The organism is Cryobacterium sp. PH31-AA6, assembly GCF_030063195.1.
In the GTDB taxonomy this organism is placed as follows: domain Bacteria; phylum Actinomycetota; class Actinomycetes; order Actinomycetales; family Microbacteriaceae; genus Cryobacterium.
Window position 1 is genome coordinate 94,386 of record NZ_JASISS010000004.1, and the last position, 26,481, is coordinate 120,866.

General features: G+C 59.2%; 16 protein-coding genes. 7 read left to right on the forward strand and 9 right to left on the reverse strand.

All coding sequences use genetic code 11. From position 1 onward, the window contains the following. Positions 1 to 221: 221 nt before the first annotated feature. Positions 222 to 458: a hypothetical protein gene (locus QMG61_RS05090; RefSeq protein ID WP_283493252.1), complete on the reverse strand. Its 237-nt coding sequence runs from the start codon at positions 456 to 458 to the stop codon at positions 222 to 224. Positions 459 to 1,534: 1,076 nt separating this feature from the next. Between QMG61_RS05090 and QMG61_RS05095 the strand changes: the two genes are divergently transcribed. Continuing rightward, a complete protein-coding gene (locus QMG61_RS05095) occupies positions 1,535 to 3,145 on the forward strand; it encodes a hypothetical protein (protein WP_283493253.1) in 1,611 nt (536 codons plus the stop codon). A gap of 342 nt (positions 3,146 to 3,487) precedes the next feature. Here QMG61_RS05095 and QMG61_RS05100 read toward each other — a convergent pair whose 3' ends face one another. After that, a complete protein-coding gene (locus QMG61_RS05100; protein WP_283493254.1) occupies positions 3,488 to 7,108 on the reverse strand; it encodes an NACHT domain-containing protein in 3,621 nt (1,206 codons plus the stop codon). A 612-nt stretch (positions 7,109 to 7,720) separates the two neighbouring features. Between QMG61_RS05100 and QMG61_RS05105 the strand changes: the two genes are divergently transcribed. From QMG61_RS05105 to QMG61_RS05115, 3 genes are all read left to right on the forward strand, one after another. Then, the gene (locus QMG61_RS05105; protein ID WP_283493255.1) at positions 7,721 to 8,092 is read left to right on the forward strand and encodes a TIR domain-containing protein; all 372 of its coding nucleotides are present in this window, start codon (positions 7,721 to 7,723) and stop codon (positions 8,090 to 8,092) included. Positions 8,093 to 8,103: 11 nt separating this feature from the next. Next, positions 8,104 to 9,087 carry a caspase family protein gene (locus QMG61_RS05110; protein ID WP_283493256.1) on the forward strand — a complete coding sequence of 328 codons (984 nt, stop codon included), beginning with the start codon at positions 8,104 to 8,106 and terminating at the stop codon, positions 9,085 to 9,087. Positions 9,088 to 9,245: 158 nt separating this feature from the next. Next, complete coding sequence (locus tag QMG61_RS05115) at positions 9,246 to 9,368, forward strand: hypothetical protein (RefSeq protein ID WP_283493257.1); 123 nt, start codon at positions 9,246 to 9,248, stop codon at positions 9,366 to 9,368. 464 nt (positions 9,369 to 9,832) lie between these two features. Here the strand turns inward: QMG61_RS05115 and QMG61_RS05120 are convergent, their stop codons facing one another. Genes QMG61_RS05120 through QMG61_RS05135 form a run of 4 tightly spaced genes read right to left on the reverse strand, consistent with a single transcriptional unit; the run spans position 9,833 to position 16,786 of the window. Next, complete coding sequence (locus QMG61_RS05120) at positions 9,833 to 10,924, reverse strand: DUF8606 domain-containing protein (RefSeq protein WP_283493258.1); 1,092 nt, start codon at positions 10,922 to 10,924, stop codon at positions 9,833 to 9,835. Continuing rightward, complete coding sequence (locus tag QMG61_RS05125) at positions 10,924 to 12,069, reverse strand: GIY-YIG nuclease family protein (RefSeq protein ID WP_283493259.1); 1,146 nt, start codon at positions 12,067 to 12,069, stop codon at positions 10,924 to 10,926. The genes QMG61_RS05120 and QMG61_RS05125 overlap by 1 nt, the downstream gene beginning before the upstream one ends. 53 nt (positions 12,070 to 12,122) lie before the next feature. Further along, positions 12,123 to 14,093 (reverse strand): DEAD/DEAH box helicase, encoded by a 1,971-nt coding sequence (locus QMG61_RS05130; protein ID WP_283493260.1) that lies wholly within the window; start codon positions 14,091 to 14,093, stop codon positions 12,123 to 12,125. Continuing rightward, positions 14,090 to 16,786, reverse strand: coding sequence for a DNA methyltransferase (locus tag QMG61_RS05135; protein WP_283493261.1), 2,697 nt, complete (start codon positions 16,784 to 16,786; stop codon positions 14,090 to 14,092). Before QMG61_RS05135 ends, QMG61_RS05130 begins: the two co-directional genes overlap by 4 nt. A 1,375-nt stretch (positions 16,787 to 18,161) precedes the next feature. Between QMG61_RS05135 and QMG61_RS05140 the strand changes: the two genes are divergently transcribed. The 3 genes from QMG61_RS05140 to QMG61_RS05150 all read left to right on the forward strand — a co-directional run bounded on the left by QMG61_RS05140 (position 18,162) and on the right by QMG61_RS05150 (position 20,364). Beyond that, entirely contained in the window at positions 18,162 to 18,821 is a 660-nt protein-coding gene (locus QMG61_RS05140; protein ID WP_283493262.1) for a TA system antitoxin ParD family protein, read from the forward strand. A gap of 160 nt (positions 18,822 to 18,981) precedes the next feature. Then, a complete protein-coding gene (locus QMG61_RS05145) occupies positions 18,982 to 19,128 on the forward strand; it encodes a helix-turn-helix domain-containing protein (protein WP_283493353.1) in 147 nt (48 codons plus the stop codon). A 24-nt stretch (positions 19,129 to 19,152) separates the two neighbouring features. After that, positions 19,153 to 20,364: an IS4 family transposase gene (locus QMG61_RS05150; protein WP_283493263.1), complete on the forward strand. Its 1,212-nt coding sequence runs from the start codon at positions 19,153 to 19,155 to the stop codon at positions 20,362 to 20,364. Positions 20,365 to 21,210: 846 nt separating this feature from the next. Here QMG61_RS05150 and QMG61_RS05155 read toward each other — a convergent pair. The 3 genes from QMG61_RS05155 to QMG61_RS05165 are packed head-to-tail and all read right to left on the reverse strand — an operon-like array spanning position 21,211 to position 26,475. Continuing rightward, positions 21,211 to 23,316, reverse strand: a complete 2,106-nt coding sequence (locus QMG61_RS05155; RefSeq protein ID WP_283493264.1) for a hypothetical protein — start codon at positions 23,314 to 23,316, stop codon at positions 21,211 to 21,213. Beyond that, positions 23,313 to 25,094, reverse strand: a complete 1,782-nt coding sequence (locus QMG61_RS05160; RefSeq protein WP_283493265.1) for a hypothetical protein — start codon at positions 25,092 to 25,094, stop codon at positions 23,313 to 23,315. The genes QMG61_RS05155 and QMG61_RS05160 overlap by 4 nt, the downstream gene beginning before the upstream one ends. Next, the gene (locus tag QMG61_RS05165) at positions 25,087 to 26,475 is read right to left on the reverse strand and encodes a tyrosine-type recombinase/integrase (protein WP_283493266.1); all 1,389 of its coding nucleotides are present in this window, start codon (positions 26,473 to 26,475) and stop codon (positions 25,087 to 25,089) included. The genes QMG61_RS05160 and QMG61_RS05165 overlap by 8 nt, the downstream gene beginning before the upstream one ends. Positions 26,476 to 26,481 lie beyond the last annotated feature (6 nt).

Genomic DNA, 26,481 nt, shown 5'->3' on the forward strand with positions numbered 1-26,481 from the left:
CAGCGCACGATCGATGCGCCTGACGATGTCCTCGGCGCTCTGCTCGGTGAGCTCGCCGTTTCTCGGAAGGAGCGCATCCGGTTCCGGACGGAGATAGACGACCGGCCGACGTGGGCGCGCACCCGCAACAAAGGTGGAGCCCACAGAAGCCAGGATTCAGAAATCGGCGCGACAGATCTCGCTGGCCCCGACGCGCTACCTTTTGATCAGCGAACTTGAGTTCAATTGATGAAATCGCGCACCTGCGCCATGTGATCGGGTGTCAGACCGATTTTCAGGAGGGGCCTCAGCCGGAGGACGGGGATACCGAGAAGTACCGTCAGATCGGGCCTCGGTTCATAGTCCTCTTCCCATTCGTCATCGTTATCGTTCATGTCGTCCAGCCAGACAATCCGATCAACGTGATTACCCGCACGATTCTGCTCCTCAACATCTTCGAGAAGCGCTTCCAATTTCACCGACCCGTGGTCCGGGTTCCTCCCTCGAACCATGAGGACGGGCCAATCTCCCGCGTTCAATCCTGTCACCGGGGCTAGGTCGGATGCTGCGTAGGTCTCCCAAGAGGTGAGCCATACCGGCTGTACGTCGTGGCGAGCAGTGATTGAATTCAGCTCCGTAATGAGACCTGTCGCCCAAATCACGTCGAATCCAAAGGCCCGACCCTTCCCCCACACAGCCCAACCGCTGTCCTCCGGAGGACTGGTCCCAATCGGGCTGACCGTGCCGTCAACATCCAGATATAACCGGGTCGTCATTGTCCTCAGATCTCACAATCGACGGAGCACGTCACAGTGCCACGCCCACGAATATCGAACGCGATATGAACCTCAACGTCTTGCGAGGTATCGTCGGCCTGCGACTGGACGTCACGGTCGACACCAGCAAAAGTGAAACGGCCCCGCACTTCGCTGATTGACTCCCGAATGACCTCACACTGCGGCGTCATGACGACGCCGTGTCGCTGCAGTCGTGACGAATCGTGTGAGTACGTTCATTCATGAATAGATATTCTCACGCACCTCCGACATCTCGGTCTGCTTCGCGTCCGGGATGATTCGTGTGCGCTGATGCTCGCCACATCGTGAGGTAGATTTCACCGACTTGTAATCGTTCGGCTCCTGCGATTACACGTCGCGACGGGTTCGAGCGGGACCGCAGAATCAATAGTGCGCATTATCGGCTCGGGTATCTCGGCCGCAGGCCTCCAGGCGGGGCCAGTCGGCAGCTGCGTGGCCGTGGCGATCGAACGAGCACTACTCGAAGCCGCAGCCAAACGATCCTGGATATGCACATCTCGATCGGCACACCGACAATTCCCGCGTCAGAGGTCTTGATGGCCGGCCCCACACCACGCCGAGCCCTCGACCCGTCTTTGACCGCCTCAAGCCTGAATAGGCGTTACTGACTCACGCTCCCAATGAGGTTGCTCCTCTGGCCGCCGAGCGAGGTGGTGCCGTATCTGGGGTGGCGTGCGGTTCTGACGTGGAGGAGAGTTACTTGTCTAGCGCGTTCTTATCGTGAGGCGGTGGGTTCGATGGTCAATATCAACGAGGTCCTCGAGGGGCATGTGGCACTGGATATTGAGTGTCTTGATCGCATCTATTTGAACGGTTACGTTCCAATTCTCCAGGTCGGCGGGCAAGTGATCCGGTTCATGAAAGATCACTTAGGGAAGAATATTCCGTCGCCGGCGATCTTAGAGAAGATCGGAACCTCGTTTCGTCAGTCCGTCCGAGAATATGCGGAGCAGAACAATATTCCTGTTGTGCAGTTCAAGAGAGACGATCGAAAGATTGACGTTATGCGCCGCTACCTGACCGCGCAGGAGAGAACGGGCACCTCGGGTGTTGTCGCTATTGGGGTGGCGCAGGAGTACCAGAACGTGTTCGCCGCCTATGACAAGGGCGGCTCGCACGGCTTCCCGTGGTACTCATTCACGAAGGCTGATCGGAGGGTGACGTGTTACTACTTTTACCTGTGGGATAGAGATTTTGGTGGGTCCTTCATCAAGATCTGCTCCTACTTCCCGTATCCGATCAAAGTGTGGGTCAATGGTCACGAGTGGGCCAAGCGTCAGGCGATGCAGGCTGGTATCAGCTTCACCGCGCTGTCGAACGGGTTCGCGTCCTGTGATGATGCGCCTGCGTTGCAAGCTATCTGCGACCGACTCACCTCCACGGTCATCCAAGAATTCTTCGACCGGTGGATGAATATTCTTCCCGTGCCGTTGACGGAGTACGACCGAGAATTTGGTTACTGGTGGGAGTTATCGATGCGGCAGATTGAGACGTCCCGCACGATCGTCTTCGACGCGCCTCGCCACGCCCGAGGTTTCTTCGAATCCCTGGTCACTGACAATCTTGATCTGGGCCGGCCGGAGACCGTGGAATTACTATTCAAGGGTTACCCTCCCTGCTCCGGACACGGACGTCCCATCGTTAATCACGCTCCGTGCAGCACGAAAGTTGTCACGACCGACACGCAAGTCAGCATGAACGTGTTCTTCAAGCATTCTCGTATCAAGCAATACCTCAAGGACGGTCGAGCGCTCCGTATCGAGACCGTCATCAATTCTCCCAAGGATCTGAACTGCCTTCGGCGTTTGGAGCATCTGGAGGAATTACAACCGAAAGCGCGTGACATCAACAGTCGATTGCTTGATACTGAACGTGTCGGGCAGGGTTGTGTCCTTGCGAGCCCAGCCTTTGAGCGGGTCGCGTCCTCTTCGCTTACTGCGGACGGGAGAAGGGGTCCAGCCATGAGATTCGGCGACCCTCGGGTCATGGCCCTGTTTGGCGCACTTTGTGTCAGCCTCACCGTCCTCGGATTCACCCATCGGAGCCTCCGTGCCCGAGTAATCCAACTCCTGGACACCGACTACACAACGCACCAGACGAGCTACGACCTCCACCGTCTGCGGACCAACGGTCTCATCCAACGCCGAGAACACAGCAACAGCTACAACCTCACGCCAGACGGTCTGCGCGTCGCCCTGTTTTACACCAAAGTTCATCGCCGTCTCTTACGACCCCTGCTCGCTGCGGATACCCCGCCCGCCCCGATCGAATTACGCCAGGCCTTGAAATCCATCGACCGAATCGTCAACGGATACATCATCGACGCACGCCTCGGAACCGCGGCCTAACTGACAAAACTCAGGCCGCTCGGAGAACTGGTCGTCTAAGAAACTAAAGACAAACGTCTAAGTTCTGGCCCCCAAGAAAGCTAGGGATACGAGACAATCAAGAGCCCCGTCCGCTCATGTGTATGAGGCACCTGCGCGCGAATCTTCAGCAGACGGGGAAATGCGGCACCCTCCAGCAGATCAACTTGTGGATCCCAGTAGCCAGTTCACGTCCGCGATCACAGGAGGCATTTCCAGACGCCATCTACCGCCCCGGACACCGGGCCCTCGTGTACTCACCACACTGCTGGCGCGGCGAGCATTCCGTCCGTCTCCCGGAGAGGCCAAGTTATCTGCTGCGCGCTAGCTATCGTGCCCGCCGCGCGCTTCGGCTTGCTTCACGTACTCGCGAATGTTCTTGTGCGTGGCCAAGGAGTTGCTTGAGCTGTGTTCGCAGCGACCACAGACGTAGGCGGAGATCGGATTCTCTTCGAAGCACCAGATGCAGGTCCAATGCCTGGCGGCCAAGACCTCTTTCAATGTCGCGCCAGCGGCATCACGCACAGTGCCGTCGGAGTCGGCTCTAGCGAGGAGCAGCAGTTCTTCGTCGACGTCGGTATCGTCCGCCGCGAGGTAGAGGCCGGTTGCCGCACGTGCGCCGCCACCTTCAGCCATCAAAAGAGTGGCTTCGTGTGCGGCCGAGGGGGCATTGAGTAGTCGTACGAAAGCGAGGTTTCGCTCGCTGTGCCAGTTGGCCGCGCATACCTCGCGTGCAGCGTCACAGACCGATGGGTATGACTGCCTCATCAACACGTCACATGCGAGGTCCGATGCCCATTTTCCCCGACCGGCCACGATCGCGATCAGGTCTCTTGCGCTACCTTCCGGGATTGCACCGTCTGCTCGTGCTGCGGGCTGAAGGCGTGGAGTAAAGAGGTACGAGACGAGGTCGTCGTGCTCGGCACCGCCTACGCGCCTGACATCTATGGCTTCGACGCGCACGGCGGCATGGCTAAGTTGCGCGCTGCCGATCGCGGCCCTGAGTAGAACCTCTACGCTACTCGCGGGGGTCTTGCTGGCTTCTCGCAGTTCCCAATAGGCCGCCGTGCCCAGACTCGCGAAGTCGACCAGATCGGACAGGGCGCACATCCGCCAACGCTCCATCGCAGCGATTTCCGAGGTCGACGCCTCTCCGCCGGTCAAGTACGGCAAGAACCACCCCAATTCGAACTCGTCCCGCCGTGTCTGAGCGAGCCACGACAGCTCACCAGCCGCCTCGTGTGGACTCTCGTATCCGGCAGCGGTGAGCGTTCTGCGTACTTCGTTGTACTTTCCCGCTGGGAGGCGAATCGATATATCCCAGATGCGGTCGACGGCAGCCTCGGTTAGGTGTGTGGCAAAGTGAGCGGCTTGCATCGCCACGCGGTCGAGACCAGCTGGTGGTGACCCATTGCTGGTGCTGATGTTGAGCGTGCCGAAGCGGTCGAGCGAGGGCGGTACGTCTCGGTATTCGGCCAAGGGGTATGCCAGCGCTCGTTCGATGGCGTCAACGACGGGCTCGTTGACTACACCGATGGGAGAGTCGGCAGCAACCACAAGGTCGCAGAGTGCGCGCAGGATCACGGAACGGTCAGGATCGGTGACGTACTTATCCAGGAGCGCGTCCTTGTGCGGGCGCAGGTGCAGCGGGACTGGCAGGCTGGCGAGCTCGACGGCGAATCGCCAGCCAAGCCCGTCGTCCCTGTCCTTGGATTCCTCAGCCCTAGCGAGCGTGGCGAGGATGCCGTCATGTGGTCTGGTCGCGATGACCGGAATACGATCCATTGCCGCGGCGGATAGTGCGGACATGACGTCACCCACGTCTGCGTCCGTCAAACTTGACCAGGAAGGCAAGGACTCGACCATCCATCTCGCGGCACGTGCGCGTCGGATGCCGACTTCTTCGGCCGCGGCAGCGATCAACCATCTGGCAATGTCGACATCTGCGCTCGTGGCAAGCGCGAGCGCGTTGGCACGCTCAGGGTTATCCAAGCACTGCGTCAGCCACTCCTGCCGTTCCATGACCGAGTCCAGCCGGACTGCGGCGTACGCGTCGCCCAACTCCGCGAAGACACGCGATCGTGGTTGAAGGTTCTGGCCGGTGTCGACGAAGACACCCACTGTCTCGTCCCAGAAGGTGACCACAAACTCCGCTATCCGCTCAGCAGAACGATGCGACAGCGCCCAGTTGGACAGCGCAGCTACGACCAGTTGTCGGGCATCCGAGACCGACAGTGTTGCATTCGCATTGAGGGCGCGGCCAATCACCGCGAAACCGTCGAGGAACATTCCCGGGCTGAATCCGGGGTCGGGTGCATCCAGATTGTTCGCGAAGCGTTGCACCTCCCACCGGTTGATGCTGTCTTCGATGACACTCTTCAGGAGCTCGCCGGCCGAGTCCCCGGCCGAGTTTCCGTCGAGGAGTCTCAGTGTCGCCAGCGTTGCGAGGAGTGGTACTTCCCAGATGTCCCGGTGGGAGTCGGCGTATGGACTGATCAGTTCTAGCTTGACGCGGCACCATTCTTCGCGATCGGCTTCGGGGAGCGTTGCCGCCGCGTACGCCTCGATGAGGGCGACCTGGGCTTTGCGGCTAGAAAGAGGTTTGAGATCGACCACCGGCAGTCCGACGTGTGCCGCGGCATCCATCGCGCTTTCACGGGTGGTAAGGAGCACTCCGACATCCGTACTGAGACCAGAGAGAACCTGCGCGATGCCGGCCGCGATGGTGCCCCGCTTTGCGTGAGTTTCGTCGAGCCCGTCCAGCAGCAGGACGCAGTAGCCGCTTCGGATTTCCGACTGTAATGCGCGCATAAGCGGAGCAGATGGTTCGCGCCCGCCGTGAGAGGCTGCGGTGCGGATCAGCAGGTCGAGAGACACATCATCCACGCTTGTCACGACGGTGGCGATATCCCGAAGCCGCACCAGCAACGGAAGAGGTGCCCCCGGTTGCGCGGCAAGCCACGCCGCAACTTGTCGCACGGCCTCGGATTTCCCCGCACCGGGGAGGCCTCGAAGGATGAGACGGCCGTTTCGACGCAGCACGTGCGTAAGCGGATTATTACCAGCACGCAGCTCGCCGGTGTCATACTCGACGTCGACAGAAGCGATGAAATCGTCGACATTTAGCGCTGGAACCCTCGGGGAGATCATCGCCAGATCCAGCCGGTCCCTGTGACTCGCCATGATGTCGCGATACTCCGCCAAGGCCTGATCCTCAAGTACCTGGGTCGCCGCGACGGTGCCGAGACCATCGATCGCAACATCCATGCCGTTGTCGATCAGCGCTTGTATCCAGTCGCGAGTGCCAGTGCGGGTCCGTACTGCGGACTGGCGCTGAAAGAAGGCCTGCAGGCAACGAAACGCCGCCGGACCGGAACCAGACGAAATCACCCGTTCCATCCGGGCTATCGCGGAGTCAGCGCGGGTATCACTGACATCCTCGACCTCCCAGGCCATGATTCGAGCGTGCGAGAGGATCTCGTCCGTGCCGGCACCGCACTCCTCGAAGACCCGGGCCTTGAATGCCTCGAAGTGAGCGAGGTCTCCCGCAGGCGGTTCCGGCGAACGTCCGAGGCGACGACCATCCAGCACGCGCATCGCTCCGGCGACCTGACCACCGACCGTTCGCAAGGCCAGCACAAGCGTGTCATCGGCTCCCAGCGTCTGCGCGGCCCACTGGCGCAGAGTGCTTCGGAGCGAGGCTTTGTTCAGAGACCGTTTCGCTTGGATGAACCATCGCTCCCCGTTCTCCATCGTGCAGACGAGGTCGTCCACGGCGTCCGCCGTCTCGAGAGCTATTGCAGTCGGAACCCGACCATCTACTCCGTCCAGCGGCGTCCCGGACAGGCCATGCGCGGCCAGTACGGCGGCGAACCCATTGCGATGGAGGCTGCCAAGCTCATTCGCCGCTCCACCCGCATTCGAGGTGTTCGCGGTGTCAGACATCTGTAAATTGTTTCACACGTTGGATTCAGGGCCATGGTCCCCTGGATATGCTTACTGTAAGCAATGAGTTCCGGGCGTTCGTTCAACGCAACAATGCACCATCACGCGCTCGAATTCACCATTTAGGTCAGCCTCTCCTTGCCCCCACGAAACGCCTCATAACCCATGGGATACAAGACACTGACACCTGCACCGGAGCGACGTGGGCACACGACTTCATGTGCCAAGTAGCGATCACAGAACGCCGCCACGAAGCGCTAACAGTCACATCTTTTTGGGGGGAGTCTCGACGTGTACGACCGGGTACACCTTGATGGACGCTTCGATCGGAACCATGGACATGACGAAGGCGCCGACGGGCAACCGGGGATCTAGTGTTCTCGGGATCGTCCGCGCCGGGGCATCTCCGGACTATGCGGCGATGCGCTTGATGACCGCCGTCACGTCGACCAACGCGATACTCGTGCGGGCCGGGTCTTCCCTGAGATATCCATCGAGCTGCGCCTGACGTGCATCGACTAGCTGGGAATGTCGGTGGCGCCCTATACCCTCGAAAGGAGTTCATTTATGGCCAAAGGCGGTCACTACTCACAAACAGAAGGAGGTCACGCTGTGGCTGACAAAAAGATCGTTTTCGTCGCGTTTGCCATCGAGGACGAACGGCAGAGGGATTTCCTGAAGGGTCAGTCCCTCCACCCTCGCGCTCCATTCGAGTTCATCGACATGTCGGTAAAGGAGCGCTACGAGTCCGGCTGGAAGGACAAGGTCCGGACTCGCATCCGTCGCTCAGACGGCGTAATCGCCCTCGTCAGCAAGAACTCACTGACCTCGGAGGGACAGGCGTGGGAGATCCAGTGCGCGAAGGAAGAGGGTAGGCCTGTCCGCGGGATCTGGATCTACAAGGACGACCGGACCTCGCTCGCGGGAGTGAGCACTGTTGCGTGGACCGACGCCAACGTCGCCGCATTCATCGACTCGCTCTGAGTCGCGCCGACATGCGCAAGGCACTCATCGTCGGGATCGACTACTACGACAAGATTTCTCCGCTTCGAGGCGCAGTGAACGACGCGTACAGCGTCAAGAGCGTCCTCGAACGCCACGCCGACGGAACCCTCAACTTCGCGCAGCCGAGGCTGATGACAGGAACAGGCCCCGATTCCACTGTTACCCGAACTCAGCTTCGGGAAGCGGTCGAGGAGCTGTTTAGGGACGACGCCGACATCTCACTGTTCTACTTTGCAGGGCATGGCTACGTCGACGGCACTGGCGGATTCTTATGCGCGAGCGACTGCGAGGCGGGCCACGACGGCCTTTCGCTCGCAGACGTGATGGCATTTGCCAACAGCTCGCCAGCAAAAAATAAGGTGATAGTCCTCGACAGCTGCCACGGCGGCGTCGTGGGGAGCAATCCGGTCGCCACGCAGGTCTCTGAGATCAAGGAAGGCGTCACGATCCTCACCGCCTCGACGGCGGATCAGTACGCCATGGAGACGGGCGTTGGATCGGGCGTGTTCACGAGCCTGCTCGTGGATGCATTGAGCGGTGCCGCCGCCAATCTTGTGGGCGACATCACTCCGGGCAGCGTGTACGCACACATAGACCAGTCACTCGGCAACTGGGCTCAGCGTCCTGTTTTCAAGACGAATGTGAAGAAGTTCGTTTCACTCAGGGAGACGGACGCGCCGATCGAACTGGCTGACTTGCAGAAGCTCACGACCCTGTTCGACGAACCCACTACGCAACTTCAGCTTGACCCTGGCTATGAGCCAGAACGTTCAGGAAAAGAGGACGATTCGGTTCCGCCATCGGACCCGGCAAAGAACGCCGACTTCGCAGTCTTGCAGACTCTGGTGAAGGTGAACTTGGTTCGTCCGGTCAGCGCGCCTCACATGTGGCACGCGGCGATGGAGTCAAAAGCGTGTGAGCTCACCGTTCTCGGCCAGCACTACTGGAACCTCGTAAAGAAGGGCCTGGTCTGATGCCGTCTCAGGACCAGATTAGTGAAGTCCTGGAGAGTGTACAAACGATCCAGCGCTTGGCAGAGATTGAGCACCAGCGATGGGCCCATTGGCAGCAGTTTGTCCACGACCAGTGCGAACGAAGGGCCGATGGCTCTCTAATAATCCCCCCCGACCTGGTGGAGCGATGGGAGATCCAGATCGCCACTCCGTATGCGGAGCTGTCAGAGCAGGAGAAGAAGAGCGACCAGGAACAGGTGCACCGATACCTTCCGGTTGTCATCGACGCTCTCACGAGTTGACTCGAGCGCCTTCGGCCAACTGAGACGCTCCCGGGGCCCCCACAGGCCGCCGGGGGCGGCCCGGATGCCCGCTCTCAGACAACACCCCGTTTCCCGGCGAGGGCAACCACGATTGCAGGGCAGATGATCAAGGCAGGCGCGACCATTGCATACCCTCAGTTCACGATGACCGGCCACGTCGTGTTCGACCCGGCGCAGCACACGCTCGTGCACGTCGATCCCTTATCCGGGGCGACGAGGTCCCGTCGATCGACTCGCTGAGCTCCAGAGCAGTACTTGGTGAAGGACTGGAGCGAGCACACGGGCGTCGCCGACGTCTTCACCGCCGCGGGCGTCATAGAGATCGTCGAGGCGTTTCACCGTAGGCACCTTCAGCTCGCGCCTAGCTTGTCCTGGTCACCGAGAGGCAGAACTGATCCTCTGGCGACAGTGAGCTGCGGATCAGAACGCCGGCGACGGGCCATTCAGTCGTCGAGACCGAACGCCTCGGAGACCTGGTCGATGGTGAACTGATTGCGCATCTTCGCGGCCGTGTTCTGGTTGGCGAACATGCCGGGCTTCCAGAAGCCTTGCTCACGGGGGATGGCGTGCGTCCACTCAACCGGCACGGCCCATTCGGCGATGTCATCATCCTCATCATCACCCTCGCGTCGGTACGTGCCCTCCAAAGGAAGCCCGTTCAACGCAGTCTCGCTGCCGTCGTGCAGGACTGTGGTCTCGTCAAAGCGCTTCGCTTCGTCGAGGACAGTGCCGACGCCGACATAGCCGACCTTGGGGATGCAGGCAAAGACGCGCGACCCAGGGGTTAGGTTCTTCAACGTCCGAGAGAACCACTTGTCACCACCGCCGGAGACGAAGCCGTATGCCATGCCGTCAGCCCAGTGCCTGCCGTCGGGCGATTCCCCAAAGGAGACGTACCAGTCTTGCCCGTTCCAGGGCTCGCGAGACTTCGTCTTGCCTGTGGTCGCAGGAGTTGCGGCCGTCTGTGCGTCGTGCTCGACAAGCCACGTTCGTGCGAGGTAAGCAGCCCCGTTGTCGTGGAAGTGGCGGAAGAAGACGACGTTGATCGGGATACCGAAGTCCTCGTTGAGGAACCGCACGATGCGTTCGGTTGCGGAGTCGACGGATGCCGCAACGATCGTGAAGACCTGGGTTGCGTTGACCATGTCCGGCAGCGTGCCGCCGAACTGTTCCTCGAAGGCTTCCTCCAGCGCAATGCCGGGGCGGTAGTTGGCGAAGATGCTGATGATCTCGGCGCGGCCCAGCGTTGCGACCCAGGAACCGTAGTCGAGAGTCTGTGCGGTGACGTCGCGGGGAGTCTTGTCTCGCTTGAGTTCGATCACATGCACTGCCGCGGTTTCGTCGATCGCGAGGAGGTCGATGTAACCGCCATGGGCGGTCGTGACCTGTCGACCGACGATCAGAAGCGTCTCACCCAACATCGACGGGTCTGACTCAATGTAAGACTCCAGCTGCGCCTCGAGGCCGATGACCGTGGCGGTGATACGGGTGAGCTTGCCCCCGTCCGCGCGCCACAGCCCCATCTCGACGCCCATCAGTCACGCTCCACGAGCTGTTGCGCCGTTGCCCTGTATTCGTAGTCGACGATCTCGCCGGACATGATCATGTTGATCGCCTGGTTGATCACCTTCAGCGGTACGACGAACCACTCCGACGGATCGTAGTTGCGGCCCTTCGTGTCGATCTGCGTGATGTCAAGGCGTACCTCTGAAAACACGCGGTGCAGGAGGTGCTCCAGTGCGGAGGGCTTGAGGTTGTAAGTGCGGTAGTCCGCGATGATGTCGACCTGCGCCATCAGATAAGTCGGCGCGTTGGCCGCGTTCGCGATCCGTTGCTCGACACTGCTCCGGGAGAATCCGATCTTGTACAGGTCCTGCATCGCGGCGATCTGGGGGTCGTCACTGAGCGAGCGAAGCACGTAGATGTGACCGCTTTCCTTGTCGACGTCACCTACTTCGGTGAGATCGTGACCGGCACGAGCCAAAGCCTGCCCGTCGGCCTCGTGGAGCCGAATCGACAGCGACTGACGGTACATCGAGGACTCGGTTCCGTTCTCGAAGATCACTCGGAGACGCTGCTTTTGCTCCTGCTTGCCACGTAGCACCGTGAAAGTCGTCTCGCCGACCTCTGCCACGAACAACATCACACCATTGAGGACGAAGAAGTTACCCGCTTCGATGCTGCGGATACCAGGGAACGGGATCAACCGGTAAGTACCGTCGGCCAGCTCGATGTGCTTGGCCTTGAACAACGATTCGAACGCTTCGAAACCTTCGGCCTTCTTCCGTTTTTCGATCGAGTCCGGGGCCTCCGGTGCCCTGCGCTGCGGCAGGTCCGAAACATCCAACAATCCGGAGTCATCACCGAGCAGGTCCGAATCGTCGCTGCCGAGCAGATCATCGATCGACACGGGAACCTCCGACGCTTCTAGGAGCCCGAAGTCGTCCAGGTGCTTGAGCGCAGTGGTCTTCTCCTCGTCGGCAAGGATGCCATCGAGCCGAGCGCCAAGCTTGCGTTCGGCGATCTCCCGGGTTGTCGAGCTGGGAATCCGGTTTTGGGTACGCCGGAACTCCACGATCTCTAGGAACGCCCGCTCGAGGCGGTCACTGGACGTGACCTTCTTTGGCTTCTCGGGCAGGTCGAGTAGCCCCTCGGCGTCCGAGTCGATCAGCCACTGCATGTCGACCTGGGGCTCTGCGAGGCTGGCGCCGGCTTCATCGTTTCCTGGTGTGGTCATGATTCGTTCACCATCTGAGTTGCCCGCTGCTCAGCGAGGTGCCGCTGCTTCCTCTTCTGGAGGAACAATAGTGCTTCGGCATACCGCTTCTCGGTCGGGTCGTCGGTGCGGACGTCGGGCTTGCGGCCGTGGACCTTGGCCCAGTTCTGGATCTTGGGGAACAGAGCGAACGCTTCTTCTTCGCTGATCTCGACCCGGGTAGCGGTGATGGCATCGGAGATGATGCGCAGCACACTCGGCGTTACCGACTTGCTCATGACCTCGAAGGCCCGCTGGAACGGGTTTACCGAGTCGATGAGGTTAATGTCAATTTCGTCGATGTTGACGAACTTCTCGGCCATCTTGATAAACCGCTTGTCACCGACCTCGCGAATTTCACCGTTCTTGATCACAGAGTCCACGACGACCTGCTGACGTACTTCCTCGACCTGCGCTTCGCTGAGATCCGGGTACCGCTCGCGGATGATCTTCGGAATCAGAACCTTGTTAGTCACCTCGGGGTCGAGGCTGCCCGCAGCGGCCTTCGCGAAGGTGTCGTCCTGAAGGATGGTGGCCTTGAGGTCGTTGAGGTCAGTCTTCACGATCTGCTTCACCCGGTCGGTCGAGGGTTCCTTGAAACCCTTGATCCGCAACTCACCGGGTTTGGGTGCGTCGTCGTTGCCCGTCTTGGTCTTGAACGTAAAGTTTGGGGCCAGCACCTGTTCCATCAGGAGCGACGCTGTAATCGCTTTGAGTATGTTGTTGACCGAGTACTTCACCTCGTCGGTGGCAGCATCGGGTTGGGCGATGAGGTTGGTAAACTGAGCATGCTCCTTGCCCGGGCTGTCCCGAGTGACCCGGCCAATGATCTGGATTACTTCGGTTAGAGAGGCCCGGTACCCGACGGTCAAGGCGTGCTCAGCGAAGGGCCAGTCGAATCCTTCCTTGGCCATGCCGAGCGCGATGATGATGTCGACTCCGTCACGTTCCTTTGAAGCGACCGTCGAGAGGTAGTGCTGGGTCTCAGCGCGCTTCTTTTGGTCCGCGTCATTGACCAGGTCAGCGACCCGCAGAATCTGACCGGTGTCCTTGCGTCGAATGCGAATAATGCCGCTGTCCTCGGTGTCGATGTACTCACCCATCGAATCGATGATGAACCCGACTTCCTCGATTTTGTCCTTCGTGGACTCACCCGAGTTCACGTTCGGGATGTGGAGGATCGTCTTCTTGTCGAGATTAAGGATTTCACCGATGGCATCGGTGTAACGACCTTGGTAGAAGTGATGGCCGATGCCCAGGGATTTTAGGTGCTCGTAGCCGTTGAGCTGGTCGTAGTAGTTGAAGGTGACCGGGGTGAACTGGGCTTCATCGTCCGCAGTCAGGACGGGTACGGAGTCACCGCGGAAATACGAACCGGTCATCGCGACGATGTGCACGTCGGAGCCGTTCATCACGTCACGCAGCAGCGCTCCAAGTCGGTTGACTTCTATGTCGGCGGAGACGTGGTGAAACTCGTCGATTGCGAGCACCGTCCCGTTGAAGGCGTCGGGCGCGATTCTCTCGAAAGCGAACCGTAAAGTGGCGTGAGTGCAGACAAGCGTCGCGTCTGGGCCCTCAAGAAACTTGATGAAGGCTGCGACCTTGCCCACCGAGGAACCCGGTGTGCAGAGCTTGTGCTCGGGCTTGATCTCCCAGTCCGCGAAAAATCCCTGATCGGTCAGATTCGTCGCAGAGAAAGATGCGCCGATCGAGCGTTCGGGGACGGCGACAATGACCTTCTTGCGGCCCTGGTTGTAGAGCTTGTCGAGGGCAACGAACATGAGCGCGCGCGACTTTCCCGAGGCAGGCGGCGCTTTGATGAGGAGGTGTTGAGCGTCACGCTTGGCGAAGACGCGCTGCTGCATCTCTCGCATCCCCATCGCGTCGGTGTTTACTGATGCGCCCGTGCGGGCATAGGTCACGTCAACAACGTTGAGTTGCGTATTCACTTTCTCTTGCCCCCGTTTGTTGCTTCGTCCGCGGTCATTTTTTCATACATGCTAAAGAGGTCAGACAGCCGCTGCTCGTCTGTCTCGTACTCGCTCTTGGAGTAGACCGAGTCAACGAGTGCGTCAACGTCGGCGTGGGCAGAGCGCAGGTCTGCAGGCATTAGGTCTGGGTCGTAGAGTTCGGCGAGGGTCTGTTCGCAGTGATACTCCCGGACGTCTAACACCCGCAGCGCAGCTGCCGCGAGCCGTTGCTTCACCGCTTCCGAGAGCGGCGGCATCGGGAAGTTGTTGTACACAATCGTGTTTGAGTAGCGGAAATCCGTCTTCATCTTTCCCCCTACAGCTCGCGTCCAGGCCATGTGTGTCCGCGATGTCAACAAAGCGAACACCCATGGTTCAGCGTTGTAAACCGCGTAGGCGGCATCGGACACTACCGTGTCCGTTCCGAGATATCCGATTGGGATGTACTCTCGCCGCTCCGACGATACGCGAGGAACAATAACAGATTCGGTCTCTCGGAAGGCGACGTGCCAGAATCTAAAAGGGGAACTCGCTAGGGAACTTGTGTTCTTCGAGGTGCTTTCCGATCGGAAGGCGCGGACGTGATCAAATCGGCGTTTCAGCAGCGGATCTAACTCGGCTTGGGCAGCCTCCGCCTTGGTTACCCATATACAGAATCGATACCGATCATGTATCAACTCAACTGAACCCATAAAGCGTTTGATATATTTCGAAGCTTCTGGAGCGGATTCCACAAGTTCAGACAACTCGTTTGGCTCCAGTACGAGAGATCCGTCATCCTTCGGCACGGAGCCTAGCGCCATGGTGGGGAGAGGTGATAGTGGCTTCATCCGACGGGTCATCGAAATATTCGCAGCATCTGCGAGATAGCCATTTATGTTCGAAACTTCGATTTGCAGCCCGTCAGTGTAGATGTATTTGGTCCCCCGCCTTGCGGCGCGCAGGTTGATGACCGCCACTGTAACTCCCGCATTACGCTTTGCGTTGTTCTCCCATTTGAAAGACGTGTAGGCATATCCGATTTCCAAACCTTGGGCGAAAATCGGCGGAAACATAAGGCCAACGTGCTCCCCTTGCGAGACCGAATTGGTTGTCACGAAAGCTAGCTCTGCTTTTGTGCTCTCAATGTAGTCGGCGCCTTTGACGAACCAAAGAGCTATGTAGTCAAGATCCTTGGAATATGGGCGATTTCCAAAGACAAACGGGTAATCACTTTTCATTGTTACACCCTGAGATTTACCACCTTTATAGGGCGGATTGCCGATGAGGTAGATCTCATCTTTCCCACTGTTAGGGCAGATTTGCCGCCAGTCCATACGGGTGGCGTTGCCAAGGTGAATTTGCCCTGTCTCTTTGAGTGGAATAAGCGGGATTGCGAGGTTGAACTTCTCTCTGAATTCTTCGTTCATTTGGTGCTTGGCAATCCACAGCGCAAGAATCGCCACCTCAACGGCGAAGTCATCGATCTCGATTCCGTAGAAGCTCTCGACGTTGATCTTGGACTCGGCATAAATGATCTGGTGGTCGACGTCGATACTGGCATATCGCTCCAAAATCGCGTGCTCCAGGCGCCGCAGTTCTTTATAGGCGATGACCAGAAAGTTGCCTGACCCGCAAGCTGGATCGAAGATCTTGATCAAGCTGATGCGCTCTAACAGCGCCGCGAGCTTTTTCTTCGAGTTGTACGCCGTGTCGAACTCGCCCTTCAGCGCGTCGAGAAAGAGCGGCTCGATGGTCTTGAGGATGTTAGGCACGGACGTGTAGTGCTGGCCAAGGTCGGAGCGCTTGCCTGGAGTCACGATTGCCTGGAACATCGACCCAAAGATGTCGGGATTGATCTCACGCCAGATCAGTGAGCCAGATTCGATTAGCAGGTCTCGTGCCCTCTTCGTGAACGCCGGCACGATGTGTTCGCTGTCAATGGCGAAGAGCCGACCATTGACATAGGGAAAGCCAGCAAGGTGAGCTGGCTTGTCGCTTACCCGCTCGGTGTCGAGCGCCGTAAATAGTTCGGTCAGGAATTCGGCCATATCTGAACCATCGGGCTGCGTGTGTGAGCCCACGGCGTTCGTGAACTGGCTTTCATTGAAGATTCGGGTATCTTCGGCAAAGAAACAGAACAGGAGCCGAATGAAGAAGACGTTGAGGGCGTGACGGCCGTGCGGCAGATCCAACAGCTCGGGATTGACCAGGAGAAGTTCGTCAAAGAGTCTGCCCATTCGCTCGGCAGCCTTTACGTCGGCGTGAGCTTCGGCGACGTACTGGGCCTTTTCCATGCCGGCCCAGGGGAGAAAGAACGTGAAGTGCTTACCAATGTCCCGGATCGGGATCATCAGGTTCTCACCGGTCTTGGTGTCCACGGCAAGCAGCTCAGTGTAATCCGTGACGATCACGAACCGAGTGTTGTGCCGGACCACGGTAGGTGAAGTTCGCAGGCTGTCGATGACAGTGAGCGGGTCGCCTGTGGTCTCACGGAAGTAGACGACGTTCTTCTGCGCCACGTCCTGAGTCTTGTCTTCAGCGACGTTGAGTGAACCGTTTCGGAGTCGAGTGACATTGCTCTGCGAACGCCCGTAAGCAAGGAGCAATTCGAAAATGAACTCGCGATCGTAAGACTCCCGACCGCCCATCGGGGCGACGCGTTCTTCGACGGCCTTGAGGTTGAGCTTCACAGGTGATTCCTTTTTTACGTAACTACATTCTTGCGACTACCGCCGACATCAGATATTTCAAGCTTATTGGCCTTCCTTGGGCGCCGCCGTACCTGCGTCTGCCCTTCCGCGGGAGACAACCGCCACTGGTCGAGCCGACGTGATGCGGGGCGGAGTCTCCAACCATTAGGTCCCGGCTCGTAGCGGCCGCCACGGGCGCCCCGGGAGTGAGCGTGACAACGCTTCACCTTGACGAAAGGAACTCACCCATGACTGCACCGACCCAGACACCGCATTGCCGTCCCATGCGGGCCGAGCAACTTCCAGAGAATGCACCAGTAAGGATCGGCTGCCGCGCCGGTGTGGAAGAAGACGCGCTGTGAGTGCCGCGAGCAACGTCCGGAGCCATGCGGAGGCTTTTCACTGGTGGCTCGGGGCGCCCGGGCTCGCGGACGATGCAGCCAAGCTACGCGATCTAGTCGCACTCCGTGACGCGACCGTGGAGTTGATCGAAGAGAGCATGCGGCATCGAGTCGGCCCGGCACCGAGTATTTCGTCAGACAAATCCTGATTCCGCTTCGGAGCAGTAGAGGGAATATCGGAAAGGGCCCGTTTCCGCGGGTCCTTTCGTTTTTCGATAATCGCTGAGCTGTTCGCCTTCGACGAAAAGCAGGTCTCCGGAATAGAGCAGCAGCCTGCACTTCATCAGAATCGCGGAGTAAGCGCTGCGCCTTGTGTCTGATAATGATCACTCTCCCGGGCGTACCTCGCACAAACCCGAGTGTCTGATAAAGTTATCATCCGCCGCCCGCGTTGATAAAGTTATCAGCCGCCGCGTAACGCTCGAAAAAGCTCGTCCATGCCCGGATTTGACAGTATCTCCGGATCTGCCGCCGCCGCACTGATTCAGGCGTTCTATGACCACGCAGTGATGAGTGCAGCCGAGATCGAGGCACGGTCCGGCTCCGTTGCTTCCCAGGCATAACGGGCCATCGACCAGCTCACCCGAGCGGGGTACATCCAGGAAATCACCGGGCGCAAAAAGAACCGCGTGTGGGCTGCGTCAGAGGCGCTGGCCGAGCCGAATAATCTTCGCCGACGCATCCGGGCCGCAATGGCGTGACAGTCAGCTTCGAGAACGCAGTAGCCAACGAGGGAATCTCGCGTCTGGTACGTGATGCCGCAGCGGGCCTTCACCCGAGAGATTCCTGGACACCTGATTCATTGGGGAATCATGTGTCTTATGGAGGTATCAGCCTCACAGCCCGCTTGGAGGACTCGACGGATCTCGATGTGCCACTTGTATTTGTCCTCGGTCGAACTGAGCCGACGGGGTCTGACACGCCTCGTACGATGTGTGTCATCAACCTTTCAACAGCAGCGCGAAGGAGTCCGAATGCCTGACGCAATGATCCAGGTGCGAGTCGACGCCGACCTCTTTGAAGCCGCGAAAGCAGCTGGTGCGGCTGCCGGCCGCAGCGCGGCGGCGCAGATCCGCCACTGGGCCGGGATCGGGCGCGCACTCGAGACGCGCGAGCTACTCGAAGACGCTCAGGACGTAGCTGCTTTCGACGCGTCAATGGCTGAAGAGTGCGCGAATATTCCCTGGGCGCCGGTCGAAGCCACAGAGAAGGCTCAACGCGCTGCCCAGATAGAAGGCTTTGCCAAGCTCCGCGAGCTGGATGAAGCTCTCGAAGAGCCTGAATACGTGGAGACGGAGCCGAGTATCCGGGAGGTCACAAGGCGTCTGAACGCCGCCCTGGGCGACACGCTCGTCGCAGCGCTGGCTGGCTCGGACGATCCCAAGGCTCCGCACGAGTGGGCCAAAGAAGACAGCCTCCTGCCAGGTAACGGAATCATAACCCGGCTCGCTTTTGCGTACGCGCAGTGGCAGAAGATCGCGGAGTACGAGGGTGAGCGTGTCGCCAGGATGTGGTTCGTCGGCGCCAACCCGTGGCTGGACAACGACACCCCAGCAAACGCGATCCGTGAAGGCCACCATGAGGAGGTCGCCCGCGCTGCGCAGGCTCTCATCGACGATTCGTTCAGCGGCTGACTCAGTCTGACTAGCGACGATGTCGCTCGCCACAGATGGCTATTGTGGCGGTCATCGTCGTCGTCGCTAGTTCCGGAGGTTGTTGACGGCCAGATAGCTCCCCAATACGATCCTCAGATCCGCATGCGAGATCAGTCAGGATTTCGCCGGCTGGCGGAAGATCCGGGGGCTCACGGCCGCGCAGGTTGCAGACCAAGCCGACATTAACCGGCATACGCTCCGCAAGCTCGAGCACGGAGACCCCGGCGTGAGATTCCACGTCGCGGTTCGCGTAGCTCGTGCCTTAGCCTCAATACCGTTCAGTTAAGCATTCTCGTGTTACGTTGTGGCTATGGCGCGTACAGGGTGGGTGAAGCCGGTCTCGGACCGTCGGTTGTCGGATTTGGTATCGGTCGGCTTGTTGACCCGTGTGTTCCCGGCTGATGTCATCGACGAGGTGGTCCAGGCCGCGGGGCGGACGGAGCAGCGTAACCGGGCGTTGCCGGCACGGGTGATGGCGTATTTCTCCATCGGGATGGGCCTGTATGCCGAAGCGTCCTACGAGGATGTGTTCGCTCAGCTGACGGATGGGCTGTCGTGGTCAACTGGCTGGTCCGAGACGTTTGCGCCGCCGTCAAAGTCGGCCATCTTTCAGGCGCGCAGGCGGCTGGGGTTCGAACCGGTGCGGGACTTGTTTGCCCGCGTAGCTCGGCCGCTGGCTGGGCCTGACACGCCGGGGTCGTGGCTGGCTGGGCGGCGTCTAATGTCCATCGACGGAACGATCCTGGATCTGGCCGACAGCGTGGTGAATACGGAGTTCTTTGGCCGGCCACCGGTCAGCCGTGGGGAGCAATCTGCTTTTCCGCAGGCACGCCTGGTGGCGCTGGCCGAGTGCGGAACGCATGCTGTTCTGGACGCGGTGATGGGCCCGTGCACGATGTCAGAAATTGAACTCTCCCGGGAGCTGGCCGGCCGCTTCAAGCCGGGCATGCTGGTCCTCGCTGACCGCGGCTTCTACGGCTTCCGGTTGTGGGCACAGGCAGCAGCGACGGGCGCTGATCTGCTCTGGCGGGTCAAGACGAACCTCCGCCCCCGGCACCAGGAGACCCTCGCTGACGGGTCCTGGCTGGCAACGATCATTCCGACCTCCGGCACGGGGCGGCAGTCGACGACACCGTTGACGGTTCGCGTCGTGGACTACACGATCGACGACGGACGCGACAATCCTGACTCCTACCGGCTGCTGAGCACGATCTTGGATCCGGACGAGGCCTCGGCCGAAGAACTCGCGACCGTGTACTCCGAACGATGGGAGATCGAGACGGTGTTCGACGAGTTGAAAACCCACCAACGCGGCCCGCGCATGGTGCTGCGGTCCAAATCCCCGGACCTGGTCAAGCAGGAAATCTGGGGCCACCTGTGCTGCCACTACGCGATCCGCACCCTCATGGTCGAGGCCGCCCAGCACGCTCACCGCGACCCCGACCGGGTCTCCTTCATCGCCGCACTCCGCATCGCCCGCCGTTCAGTGGCACAGGGCGATTTTTCCCCCTCCGCACCCTGACCACGCCACAGCAGTCTGGCGTCATGCCATCCGCGCCCTCATCCGAAGGCTGAATCCCGCGCGCCGACGAGGATCAAACCCTCGCGTCATCAAACGCAAGGTACCGAAATGGCCCGCCAAACGCTTCCACCACGCCCACTGGCCACAACCCGATCACGAGACAGAAATAACCATTCAAGTGCTTAACTGAACGGCATTGAGGCTTAGGGCTCCTCGAGATGTTAACGCCAACCCAAAATGGCACCATTTTGGGTTGGCGTTAACATGGGCAATGGCGAGGACAGAAACCCCAGGCACAAATGGAAGTCGTCGACGTCAACAAGACCAGCGGGCGCGGTCCAGTGAGCACATGCGGCATCCATATCTGGCTCCGATTGAGGATCACAGGGGTGAATCAGCCAGTTCCGGCGTCGCGGCCGTTTACTACGTCGCTCACAAGCTCCTGATCAGTTCTACGGCCTATCGGGACAATCCCAGTTGCATTGCGAGAGTGGACTCTCCGTCTGAGGTCGTCGTTGTCTCTATGGAGTGAGGCGATCAGCATGATCGCGGCGGAGAGCTGTTCGCGCGTTTCACGCAGCGCCCTCGTCGCATCCCGTAACGCGACCTTGTCAGTCTGCACCTCACGAGACGTTGTGTCAGAGGGGTGGGGAGTACGGACCGAACCTACGAAGCTGTCCCACTCCGCCAGTACTTCTTTCTCCCTATTCATTGTCGCTCGGCTCACCTGTGCCTCTGTGTAGAGGTTCTTCTTGGAGAGGGTACCGTCGGTGAAGAGTGCTTTGCCGTTTAGGAGCCGCTGCATCGCAGATCGCAAACGCGACTCGGAGGTGATGCGAGTGGGCATCACCGGGTGGCGTCTTCCGTCGAGTTTTTGTCGCGGATCGCTTTGCGGATGGACAGTAGTTCACTGTCTATGCGGGCACGATTCAAAGCAGATAACCTGCGACTACTGCGCAACTCCAACAGCGACTTCTCTTCGGCTTTCCATACGGCTATATGAGTCGGCAGCAGCACCGAATTTGGGCATTCAGATGGCACGCACATCGACGGCTTAACGTCCGTGTTCGTCTCCCGCTCCGACTTTGTCAAGCAAGCGGCGATCCCCTTGTCCCCCAGGCACAGGTTGATTGTGCCGAATCGCATGTCTGGAAACTCGGCCGCAAGAAGTCTGGCCCTGGTGGTCTTATCAACCACTTGAGCAGCGGACCGACGCGTCGACCCGATCACGCGCTGGACAGAGGAACCGCCAGGGCCCTGCGCGCTGATTTCTTTCGGCGTGCCGACGGCGAGTTCATCGAGCGCGAGTCGAGCCGTGGTTCGCGCCTTTACCTCTCCTCGTTCCTTGGCCCATCGTTCAGTCTCGCGGCTGTAGCTAGCGGTCAAGGCGTTGGAGGTCCCTGTGGCTTGAGAGTGTTTTAGCTGCAGCCCCGCGGCGATTTGTCCGCCGTGCTCATATTCGGTCAGTAGAGCCATCGTTCGTCGGAGCATATGAGGCGTGATTGGACCCGCGGGGATCGGGCTCAGCCCCGTGCTGAGCACCGTCTCGTTGATTCGCTTTCGGAATCGCTGAAGAGCTTTGGTCACGTGGAACCCGCGTTGATCGGCAACCTTGGACCGTGCGGTAGATGCGCGGGAACTGCTGAAGAGGTGAGTCTCATGTGGGCTGGTACTCTCAAGCACCTCTATAGCCTTCTGAACAGGATCGGTGATCCACCAGTATTTGAGTGGGCGATGAGGCTCGTTTTTTATCAGCGGTGATTTTAGGGCTGCTACTCCATAGTGAGCGGTAACACTGCCGCGCTGCAGCTCCTGCACTTCCGAATCTCGCATCATCGTCATCGAGGCGATGATGACGTAGCAAGCCTCCCGCAGCATCCGGGTCTCTACTCCAGCCGAATGGGAATCAAAGCTGTCGCGCCAAGGACGGTCTCGCCCTGGCAGCGCCTGCACCGGGGCGAACACCCCGCCAACAACGGAGATGCGCCCCGACTGGAGTGCTTGGGCGACTACGTGGCGCCGCCGTCGTCCTGACAGATTTCCATTCGTGAACAGGTCTAACGTTGCGCCGCCGGTGATTCGAGCCGAAAGCTGTCTCCAGTTCACATTTTCTTGTTCCTTTTGGGTCGGATGGCGAGATTTCTTGAGCAGGATTGGCTCATCGTCGCGATCCATATATTGGTCGAAGGATGTGTCCAAGCTTCCCGTGCTCGCAGGCTGGCGCGGCCTCTCATTGGAGACCGCGCTCCGCCCCCTGGCGGCGATGATGTCGACAGAGAACAAAGAGACATAGGCCCACGCCGCTTGTATGAGCGGATAGAACAATTCTGGCGACACAGGCTGAGTTGCCAACGGCTTGCGCCGCTGCGTTCCTCGCAGCGGATTGTTCTCAGGATTAGGCCAAGGATGTTGAGCGATGCCGCCTTCGCTCAAGACGGATCTGCATGTGTATAGGAGCGCCGCGATCTTCCCGACAGACGCAATTACTTGCGGGCTCGGCTGCGGGACCTGCTGCAAGTGTCGGATCGAATTGATGAAATCGTCCCGGCTCCACCAGGTGAGGCTCGCAGGAAATCCGTTGTCCTTGGCTAAGTCCTGCAGTATGGCCATGCACTTCACAAAGCTGCGAACGGTTCGCGGCTGTCGTGGGGGAGTGGAAAGAAAGACCCCGCGGTTAAGCAAGAGCGGGTGTGATGGGTTGAGTAATATCATCGCAATCTCTTTTGCATATGTAAGCCACGTGTTTTCCAGGCCTATGAAGCTGATGCGTCCCCACGCACCATTGGCATTGGCCGGACGCCCCAAGCAATTGAGGTTCCAAACCAGAACTGAGTCATCACCGAACACCGGAATTGGTTCTGTCTCCCTGCGAATCGAGTGTTCCATGGCGACAGAGGTGTTGGCCGGGAAGGCGGCAGTCGCGACGACCCTCAGGTGAGAAAGGGCGCTCATCTGTCTAACTCCGCTCGCCAGGCAAGCGGAAGATGAAGGTGCTCGGAATCACTTTTGACAGCACCTCGGGCGACATCCTTTTCGGAACTGCTGAACTGTTCTAGGACTGCCTTTAGACTCTCTCTTCGCTCTCCCCATTGTTCGATGAAGCGAGGCGGGTACAGGTCCTGTCTTCGGGCTTCTATGTGATCCGACATGAGAAGCAACTGCGGCAGATGATCTGTGAAGATCACAGCATTGGGGCAAGTCAAGCAGGCGAAAGGACGTTCCATGCAGAGTTCTCCTGCGGTCGTGTTGGGACCGTTGGTTGGGTCCGCGCAAGCGCTTACGCCGAGTGCACGTTCCGCCGGGGTTTCATCGGCAACAAGTGCTGCCAGTTGACGCGCACGGACCTCTGTGGACTCATCGCACAATACCGAGTTCGCCGAACGGACAATTAGCGTGGGGGTTGAGGCGAGGGCCTGTTCGAAGACTCGTTCCTGAGCGCGTGCAATCGTGCGCGCCGAGGTTGAAATTACCGAAGTGACAGGTAGGTAGTACCGATTGAAAGTCGTCTCCTTATGATCCGTGCCCGCGGCCGCTTTGGCCGATCCACTAATTCCGGCGCGTACCGCCTTTACGGCTTTGCGAATTCTTCGGAGGTCGATCGGCAACGACAGCTGAACTCCGTGGGCTAGCGCCCAGTCTCCGAGATTAATCTTTTGAAAGTTTTGCTGGTTAATGACGAGTTTGCCGTTCGTGAGCTTGTGGACCATCCAAAGGGTTTGATCGTCGTCGACCAAGCTGCGCGCGAGAGTCGTGACGGCGATAGCCCGTTTAAATAGACCGGCCGTTCCCCAAGTTTCTTGGGACGCGGGTCCCGTGAAGTTGAGCCGCATGAGTACGTGGGACCGCGCTTTGAATGTCGTCCAATCCAATCCGCCGTCGGAGAATACGAGGTCCCCCACTCTTGCGTCGCGGACTTGTTCCGGTGCAATACCTGTGGACCACATCAGTAGGAGTTGAAAGCTCATCATCTCTGTTTCGCTCGGCGCGACGAGAGATGCAATCGCTCGCAATCCACGGCTTGCGGGGCCTTCGAAATCCCGCCCGACTACGCCAAGCTGGCTCGCAGACAGCGCAGAAACTATGGCACGTATCAGGTCTCTGTCCGCACGAAGCTGGCGCTTCACTTCCTCGGCTCCAGCACCTGCGAGGGCTGTTCTGATCAATGATCGGAAGGAAGCGCTATTTCGGAATAGCATCTGCCCGTCTTGAATGCGCATTTCCGTGATCGCCGCGTCGCTCGTGGCGGCCCTCATCTGCTGGATCCGTTCGGCGTTCGAGAATTCGTCGAGCGGAGTGTCCTCTGGTCGCGATGCCGAGAACGCGCTGGTCACCATGGCTGCGAGTGAAGCGTTCGCCGTTCGGTTGGTCAAAACGGCTCGCCTAATCAAGGCAGCGACTTGTGAGTAGGCCTTGTTTTGACCTGCAGTGGAAAGCGAAGATCGCCATTCATAGAGCGTGAATACGAGGTCGTCGTCGGGCCTGTAGATGGACGCCTTCCTCGGCGCTCCTCGTGTATCTGCAAACCTGCAGAAGAGAACGATGGCCGCCCTGTACCCGCCGGCTGTGCTGATGGTTGCCCCGTTGGCTTTCACGTGATCAGTCCAAAGATCGCCAAGTTCCGCGGCGAGATTGGCGCACTCAAAATCACGCGGGTACAAGAAATGGGTGGCCACCCGACCACGTATCGGCCCGGAAACCGATCGCTTCGAATACTTCTCGCGATTAGTCATTGTGGGAGAACTTTTCTAACAGAAACTGATCGATAAGGCTCCCGTAATCTTGCGACTCTTCGGTCCAACTCGCGAAGGCCGCCTCAACTTCATCGGAAAGTTCATTCTGTGCACCCAGATATATTGACGTCGTAGCGAGATTGGCATGGCCCAACATACGTTGCACCTCCACAATGGGGTCTAGTGAGGCTTTGCGTGTACCGTTTGTTTGTTCCAAGTTCTTCAGCATCGTTACGGCGAAGGTATGCCGCAACATGTGGGGTGTGATTGGACGAGTGGATCGAGTGGGCCCAAGGACAACCGATATCCGTGTAGATGCCTCGCGGAAAGCTCGATGCCAGGAGTCCTTGGATGGCATCCGGCCGCTGAAGTTCACGAAGAGCGACATCGGCTCGAGGCCGTCTCCCGTCTCTCTGAAGGTGCGAGCGCGAAGTGTCGGATTCATTGCTTTCACCGTACGGCGAACACGAACACCGTCGAGCTCACCGGACAACCACGTTCCGTGCGGGCACTGGTCGTCGACGATAAACAGTGATGCATGTGAGTTGGTTTTCAATCTCGACGCGGCGGCCGACATTGCTTGGCGTTCGGTTGCGATGTATAGACCTAGCTTCGCCAAAACGCGTGGCGGAATGTAGGCCGACCTTTCCCTGCCCCCCTTCGCGCATGCTTGCAAAGTGACGTGAGATCCGAAACCGCCCTGCTCGTCTGCGCTGATCTCGCAGAGGAGGAGGCTGTGAAATTCGCCCAATCTCATTCCAGTGGTGAGGGCAACCTGCGCCCCGACCGCATTCCGCATCGCGAGTCGTCCGCGAAAGGTCGTGTCTGCTCCGTTGTCGACTAGTCGCCCCTGAAGCCCGACGTTGAAAAAGATATGCCACTCGCGTTCGGAGATACTGCGGACGTTTGGCTGAGTGCGAACTGGTTGTCTAAGCACGTCACGATTCCCGTGAGATATCCAGGGAACACGGTCTATGACCTGGGCGTCAACGAGATAGGTGAAGAGTATGCGGATTGCAACGGCTTCAACTGTCCAGGAAACCGCAGAGATAGGTCGAGGTCCATACATTGTTCGGGAATCGCGATAGCTGGCGAGATGACTCTCTGTAACTTCAGTCAGGTCCATATTCAGCGATTCGAGGAACTTTGCGAAGCGGAGGGCTACGTACGCGTACTGGCGCAGCGTGGAGCCTTCCCATCCGTTTCCGAGATGAACTCCGTACTCGAACCAGATTGGGGCTGGCCGGATTCCACTGAAGAACAGAGGCGTCCCGTGCCTGAGCGTCCGACGGGTGTCCAACACCCGTCCTGCGTCTAGCTCAGGAGCAACAGTTTTTAGATTTCGCTCAACGAGCTGAGCGTCCGAGAAATAGAGCTCCATGACGGC